8 protein-coding genes and 1 pseudogene are annotated in these 6375 nt (G+C 42.3%); 8 read left to right on the forward strand and 1 reads right to left on the reverse strand.

Annotated features, from left to right (window positions below):
- Positions 1 to 349: 349 nt before the first annotated feature.
- Complete coding sequence (locus tag IM479_RS06445; RefSeq protein ID WP_287684846.1) at positions 350 to 1105, reverse strand: TVP38/TMEM64 family protein; 756 nt, start codon at positions 1103 to 1105, stop codon at positions 350 to 352.
- 263 nt (positions 1106 to 1368) lie between these two features.
- On the opposite strand from IM479_RS06445, the gene IM479_RS06450 reads away from it, so the two are divergent.
- From IM479_RS06450 to IM479_RS06485, 8 genes and pseudogenes are all read left to right on the forward strand, one after another.
- Positions 1369 to 2754, forward strand: a complete 1386-nt coding sequence (locus IM479_RS06450; RefSeq protein ID WP_287684855.1) for a cytochrome P450 — start codon at positions 1369 to 1371, stop codon at positions 2752 to 2754.
- Between the two features lie 85 nt (positions 2755 to 2839).
- Positions 2840 to 3823, forward strand: coding sequence for a protein-methionine-sulfoxide reductase catalytic subunit MsrP (gene msrP / locus IM479_RS06455; protein WP_287684847.1), 984 nt, complete (start codon positions 2840 to 2842; stop codon positions 3821 to 3823).
- Between the two features lie 43 nt (positions 3824 to 3866).
- A complete protein-coding gene (locus tag IM479_RS06460; RefSeq protein ID WP_287684848.1) occupies positions 3867 to 4325 on the forward strand; it encodes a DUF29 domain-containing protein in 459 nt (152 codons plus the stop codon).
- 16 nt (positions 4326 to 4341) lie between these two features.
- Entirely contained in the window at positions 4342 to 4806 is a 465-nt protein-coding gene (locus tag IM479_RS06465; protein ID WP_287684849.1) for a DUF29 domain-containing protein, read from the forward strand.
- A 360-nt stretch (positions 4807 to 5166) separates the two neighbouring features.
- Entirely contained in the window at positions 5167 to 5571 is a 405-nt protein-coding gene (locus IM479_RS06470) for a hypothetical protein (protein ID WP_287684851.1), read from the forward strand.
- A 67-nt stretch (positions 5572 to 5638) separates the two neighbouring features.
- Positions 5639 to 5914: a hypothetical protein gene (locus IM479_RS06475; protein WP_287684853.1), complete on the forward strand. Its 276-nt coding sequence runs from the start codon at positions 5639 to 5641 to the stop codon at positions 5912 to 5914.
- The gene (locus IM479_RS06480) at positions 5911 to 6174 is read left to right on the forward strand and encodes a pepsin/retropepsin-like aspartic protease family protein (protein WP_286825378.1); all 264 of its coding nucleotides are present in this window, start codon (positions 5911 to 5913) and stop codon (positions 6172 to 6174) included. Before IM479_RS06475 ends, IM479_RS06480 begins: the two co-directional genes overlap by 4 nt.
- 66 nt (positions 6175 to 6240) lie before the next feature.
- Positions 6241 to 6375, forward strand: a pseudogene (locus IM479_RS06485) (RNA-guided endonuclease TnpB family protein); the annotation flags it as partial.

The raw sequence follows: 6375 nt of genomic DNA on the forward strand, positions 1-6375 counted from the left end.
GACCACAGATAGTAGGGGGTTTCGTTCAGAAAAGACTTCAAATTCGGCCTTGAACGAGTAAAACTTTCTAGGAAATAAGGTGGAACATGAGATTTTTTCGACTTGTTCAAAGTGGCCGTCCGGCATTCGGACACTCAAAACGGACGGGTCGAAAGTGTCAGACTTAAGCAATTAAGCGTTTTTCGGTGAAGCGTCAACCCCGTTCAGCGACCACCCTAAAAAAGTGGCGTGGTGAGGAATCGCCGTCCGTTTTACGGCGGCGAGGATGTCAACTTAAAACCCCACACCCCAAACCCCACACCCCACTTCCCCACACCCCACACCCCACACCCTGACTGATAACTGATGACTATTCACTGATAACTGATGCCAGGGCTTGACGGGCAATTTTCGTGACGTAGAGGGTGACGGCAACGGTAGCGATAAAACCGATCAGGCGAATAGTCCATTGTAAAACTGGGTTAGTGGCTGGTGCCGAGGTCCCGATAGTGGCAAGATTGCCGGCTAAAGAGCCAATATAAACATACATTATTGTCCCCGGAATCATGCCTGCGGAACCTAGTAGATAATCTTTCAGGGAAACCCCGGTGACACCATAGGCATAATTGAGCAGATTAAAAGGAAATACGGGAGATAAACGGGTTAAAAGCACTATTTTTAAGCCTTCTCTCCCCACGGCTTCATCGATAGCTTGAAATTTACTATTACCTTGAATTTTTTCCGCTACCCAACCCCTAGCCAGATAACGTCCCACCAAAAAAGCGGCAGTAGCGCCGATATTTGCCCCGATAAAGACGTAAAAAGAGCCTAAAACCACGCCAAAAACCACACCAGCCCCTAAAGTCAGGATTGAACCTGGAAAAAAGGCCACAGTAGCTAGAATATAGATAATTATAAACGCGATCGCTCCTACGGCTCCCAAACTATCCACCCAAGTTAAGGCATCGAAAAGAATAGTTTGAGGGTTAAAACCGGTGGAGGCACTCGATTCGAGGGCAAAAGCGGGGGGAGTAGTCAGGAGAAAAGTGCCGCTAAAGGTGATTAGCAGCGGCAAATAACGGCAAATAACCAGCTTTTTCCAGTTGCTGGACTGGGAAATAATCATCACAAGTCCCTAAAAAGAGAATAAAAGAGAGATTAAACTATAGAAGCGAATTAAATAGAACTGGGAGCTATTCTACCCTAGTTATCATTGTTCAGACCAGAAAGCCAAGCCTGAAACTTCCCAGAAAATCCCCCTCTCTGGGAGAAGATAAGACAACCAACAGCCCGGTAATTTTTGCTCTTTACTTGATATTACACCTTGCCGTCTCTGGGGAAAAAATGTCACAATTAGAAATAATTAGCATTGGATATAGCAATCAATCTATGAAAATCATCCCCAAGGTCAAAGCACCTACCTTCCTGCAAATGGCACAATGGATCATTAATCCCGTAGCTTTTATGGAAAATGCCGCCCGCAAGCATGGCGATATTTTTAGCACGAAAGTGGGTTTAACTGTAGATAATTTTATCTTTATCAGTAGTCCTGCGGCCCTACAACAGCTTTTAACTAATGACCGTAAACAATTCTCGGCCCCGGGGGAAGCCAATCGGATTATTGCCCCGATTATTGGTGATTATTCCGTCGTCATGTTAGACGGAGATATCCACAAAAAACGCCGTCAGCTTTTATTGCCACCTTTTCACGGGGAAAGAATGCGTTTGTACGGCGATTTAATCCGCGATATTACCCTGAGAGTAATGGCAGAATTGCCCGAAAATCAACCTTTTAAGGCCCGTTCAGCGACCACAGCGATTGCTTTACAAGTAATTATGGAGGCAGTTTTTGGAATTAGTCAAGGGGAACGTTATCAAACCCTGAAAAAAACTCTCGCTGAAATGCTCGATATTTTTAACTCTCCGGTGATGGCTTCTTTATTATTTTTCCCCATTTTGCGGGCTGATTTTGGTTCCTGGAGTCCCTGGGGAAAATACCAGCGTTACCAAGAAAAAATTGATGATATTATCTACACAGAAATTGCCGAAAGAAAAGCTAATCCTAACCCCAATCGCACCGATATTTTATCACTACTGATGTCGGCCCGGGATGAAGAAGGCAACCCGATGAGCGATAAGGAATTGCGCGATGAATTAATGACCTTATTATTCGCAGGTCATGAAACCACGGCCACTGCTATGTCTTGGGTGCTATACTGGACCCATCGCTACCCAGAAATTAAAGCAAAAATTCTGCAAGAAATAGCCACTTTAGGAGATAATCCTAACCCGATTGATATGACTAGATTACCCTATCTTTCGGCGGTTTGTTCGGAAACTTTACGCATTCATCCCGTGGGAATGTTAACTTTTCCGCGAGTAGTGGAAGAACCGGTAGAACTAGATGGTTATCCTTTAGAAAAAGGGACAATTCTTATGGGTTGTATTTATCTAGCTCACCACCGCGAGCAAACTTTCCCCGATTCCCATACTTTTAAACCAGAACGCTTTTTAGAAAAACAATTCACCCCCTACGAATATATACCTTTTGGTGGTGGAGCGCGTCGTTGTATCGGGGAAGTTTTAGCTATTTACGAGATGAAAATCGCTATCGCCACAATTTTAGCCAATTATCAGTTAACTCTAGTTAATAATACCCCCGAAAAACCCAGCCGCCGCGGTGTAACCCTTGCTCCCTCGCGAGGAGTTCCCATGGTCTTAAAAGGACGACGGGAACCTCTGGTGACTGCCCCGATGCTCGCCGAAATTTCTTAACAAAACTGACAAACTATTGTACAATCAGAGTTGTGGTATCCTCTATCATAACTCTGTTTTTTTGTCAATAAAATTGGGGATAATTATGGTCTTAATTCGTTTAGCTAAATCTTGGCAAATTTCCGAAAATGATGTCACTTCTGAAAGTGTTTATTTTAACCGTCGTCGCTTTTTACAGGGGTTAATCGGGGCAGGAATTGCGGGGAGTTCACTGTTATTAACTGGTTGTGGTAAATCCTCCTCCTCGGAAGCTTTAGAAAAAAGTTTGCAATTACCTAAAATTGAAGGGTTCAGCAAGAATCCGAATTTTTTAACGGTAAATCGCCCCATAGTTGCCGAAACTGTAGCGGGGAGATATAACAATTTTTATGAGTTCGGAGGGGGGAAAAATATCTGGTTAAAAGCGCAGAAATTACCGACGAATCCCTGGACGGTAGAAGTGGGAGGATTGGTAAAAAATCCCCAAACCTACGATATAGATACTATTAAAAAAACCTTTCCTCTCGAAGAAAGAATCTATCGTTTTCGTTGTGTGGAAGCTTGGTCAATGGTCTTACCTTGGTTGGGTTTTCCGATGAGTGCTTTAATCGCGGCAGTGGAACCAAAACCCGAAGCAAAATTCGTCCGTTTCACCTCCTTTTATGATCCCGAAATTACTAAAGGGCCAGGATTACATTTAGGAGCCTTACCTTGGCCCTATACAGAAGGTTTAAGAATTGAAGAAATGGCCAACGAATTAGCTTTCTTTGCCGTGGGAATTTTCGGTCATGATTTACCCAAACAACAGGGCACACCCTTGCGAATGGTTATTCCTTGGAAATACGGTTTTAAAGGAGCAAAATCGATAGTAAAAATTGAATTTACCGCCAAACAACCCGCCACCTACTGGAACACAATTGACGCTCACGAATACGATTTTGAGGCTAATGTAAACCCCAGTAAACCCCATCCCCGTTGGTCGCAAGCAACGGAGAAATTTATCGGCAGTAGAAGTGATTTATCTTGGGAAATTATCGAAACTCTGCCCTATAATGGCTATAGTGAATATGTAGCTAGTTTATATAGTTAAGTCCTATGATTATCCCCGTTTTATTCAGTTGAAGGAAGTATTTATGGATAATAAAACCCTGTACGAACAAGACTTTTATCTCTGGATTAGAACTACTATTAATCAACTGCAAGCCAGACAGTTTGAGCGGGTAGATTTAGAGAATTTACTGGAGGAGTTAGCAAGTATGGGAAGGAGTGAAAAGCGCACAATTGAAAATCTTTTGATTCAATTGCTGGTACATTTGCTGAAACTAACTTACTGGACAGGAGAAAAAGCTAGAAATGAGGGTGACTGGAAAGGGGAAATTAGAAACTTTCGCCGACAAATAATCAAAGAAGTTAAAGATAGTCCTAGTCTGAAACCCTATATTCTCGAAATTTTCGATGAATGTTATCTTTCAGCCCGAAAAAATGCCAGTGATCGCTCTCAATTACCCCTCGATACTTTCCCCGCTATTCCCATTGGTTCCCTTGAACAAATTCTCGATGAAGATTGGTTTCCTGCTAATAAACACGAGTAATATATAGAGGTAAATTATGGATAATAAAACCCTGTACGAACAAGACTTTTATCTCTGGATTAGAACTACCATTAATCAACTGCAAGCGAGACAGTTTGAGCGGGTAGATTTAGAGAATTTACTGGAGGAGTTAGCAAGTATGGGAAGGAGCGAAAAACGCACAATCAAAAGTCTGTTAACCCGATTATTAGAACATTTACTTAAACTCAAATATTGGACAGCAGAAAGAGAGAGAAACGAAGGTCACTGGAAGGGAGAGATTAGAACTTTTCGTCTCGATATATTAGATGAACTTAAAGATAGTCCTAGTCTGAAACCCTATATTCTCGAAATTTTCGATGAATGTTATCTTTCAGCCCGAAAAAATGCCAGCGATCGCTCTAAATTACCCCTCGATACTTTCCCCGCTATTGCCATTGGTTCCCTTGAACAAATTCTCGATGAAGATTGGTTTCCTGCGGGCGATAATCTGGAAATATAGCCATCAGTCAGGCTGCTCCATACTGCTGTAACAAAAAACAACCGTACCCCGATAGCGATCGCTAAAAGTCGAATAATTGTAAGTTTTTGTCAAGGGGTGCGGTCAGATCTAAGAATCATCGCTAGAATGAGCCTAACTGTCAGGAATTTAGTTAAACAAGGTTTTTGGCAATATGCTAATCTGGCTAACAAGCTTTTGGGCGTGATATAGGGAAAAGTTCTTGCAATCGCGCCTAAATAGAGTGTTATACGGAAAGTTGACCCATATCGTTACCCCAGAGAGTGTTGTACGGAAAGTTGACCTATAAGATGTAGTTAGACGGAATTTTGGAAGTAAACCAACGAGATTATGTTAAGCAGAGTGTCACAATTAATAGCGATTAGTTTGCTGTGTTTAGTGGGCTGCTCTGGACGAGCTAGTAATAATAATGAACCTGCTTTCCCCAAAAAGACAAGCGTAACTGAGTCTGAGCTATCTGGTTGTTGGTCTCAAAGCTTGGGAGTGGGTGGTACATTATTGAAAAATACATATACCCTTGAATCAGGAGTTAATTACACTCGAAGAAGTAAATACACCGTTGGCCCACCTGAAGCTGTTTCTCTTCCCGAAGCTGTTTTCTTTGGAAAATGGATTATTGATAATGAGGATGTCAAAATCAAAGAGAGTCAAGACGATGCAGAAAAAACCATAACCCTGAAGGTGATTTCAAACCACGAACTGAAACTTCTAGGATCAAGCTCAAATGCTTTATTGTTAAGATGTTAAGTGTGATCGCCATCTTTGTTGTTCAGGGTAAAATAGAGGGGTTAATTTTGAAATCGAGGTCATACCGATGACAGTCCGCCAACGACGTTACAGCAAAGAAGAGATAGCCCAACGCGGGCAAGAACTTTATGAGTCTGGCATTCGGCCGCAAGTCGAAGCTGGCAACGAGGGCAAAATCCTAGCGATCGACATCGAAACTGGAAATTTTGAGGTTGATGAAACGGTCGTAGCTGCAACTAATCGGCTGTTTGAGCGCAATCCCGATGCCCAGCCTTTTGGAATTCGGATTGGACATCGCGCCGTTTATCACTTTGGTTCGCGGAGTTTGAAGAAGGGTCAATGATATATGGAGTGGTGAATTTGCGTCGGGAAGCCACGCTTTCCCTTGTTGTTGGTAATTCATCTGGTCAAAGAGAATTCATCAATACCGTGATTGATACAGGGTTTGATGGCTTTCTGTCTTTACCCTCTGAAATCATTGTTCGTCTTGGATTGCCTTGGACGATTTCCAACCCAGCAACTCTGGGGGATGGTAGCGAAGTCTTGTTTGATTTTTACCGAAATTTTGGGTTAAAGCCCCGTCCTTTTAGGACGGCTTTTTAAACTATAGCTTGTTAACTTAACTTTTATTGTGCTATACTTATTTTATCTAAGTAACCCGTGCGTAAAATGTTTGTCTTAGAGTTTAAAGTTAAAGCTAAAACTCAACAGTATCAAGCCATAGACGATGCTATTCGTACTGCTCAATTCATCCGTAACAAATGTGTAAGGTTATGGATGGATACAAAAGGTACGGGTAAGAAC

This window comes from Microcystis sp. M165S2 (assembly GCF_020245885.1).
Classification (GTDB): Bacteria; Cyanobacteriota; Cyanobacteriia; order Cyanobacteriales; family Microcystaceae; genus Microcystis.

Excerpts from the sequence above, each read along its gene's own strand:
- IM479_RS06475 (WP_287684853.1), top strand. The coding sequence starts at position 5,639 with ATGACAGTCCGCCAACGACGTTACAGCAAAGAAGAGATAGCCCAACGC.
- IM479_RS06460 (WP_287684848.1), top strand. The coding sequence starts at position 3,867 with ATGGATAATAAAACCCTGTACGAACAAGACTTTTATCTCTGGATTAGA.
- msrP (WP_287684847.1), top strand. The coding sequence starts at position 2,840 with ATGGTCTTAATTCGTTTAGCTAAATCTTGGCAAATTTCCGAAAATGAT.
- IM479_RS06445 (WP_287684846.1), bottom strand. The coding sequence starts at position 1,105 with ATGATTATTTCCCAGTCCAGCAACTGGAAAAAGCTGGTTATTTGCCGT.
- IM479_RS06450 (WP_287684855.1), top strand. The coding sequence starts at position 1,369 with ATGAAAATCATCCCCAAGGTCAAAGCACCTACCTTCCTGCAAATGGCA.
- IM479_RS06465 (WP_287684849.1), top strand. The coding sequence starts at position 4,342 with ATGGATAATAAAACCCTGTACGAACAAGACTTTTATCTCTGGATTAGA.
- IM479_RS06480 (WP_286825378.1), top strand. The coding sequence starts at position 5,911 with ATGATATATGGAGTGGTGAATTTGCGTCGGGAAGCCACGCTTTCCCTT.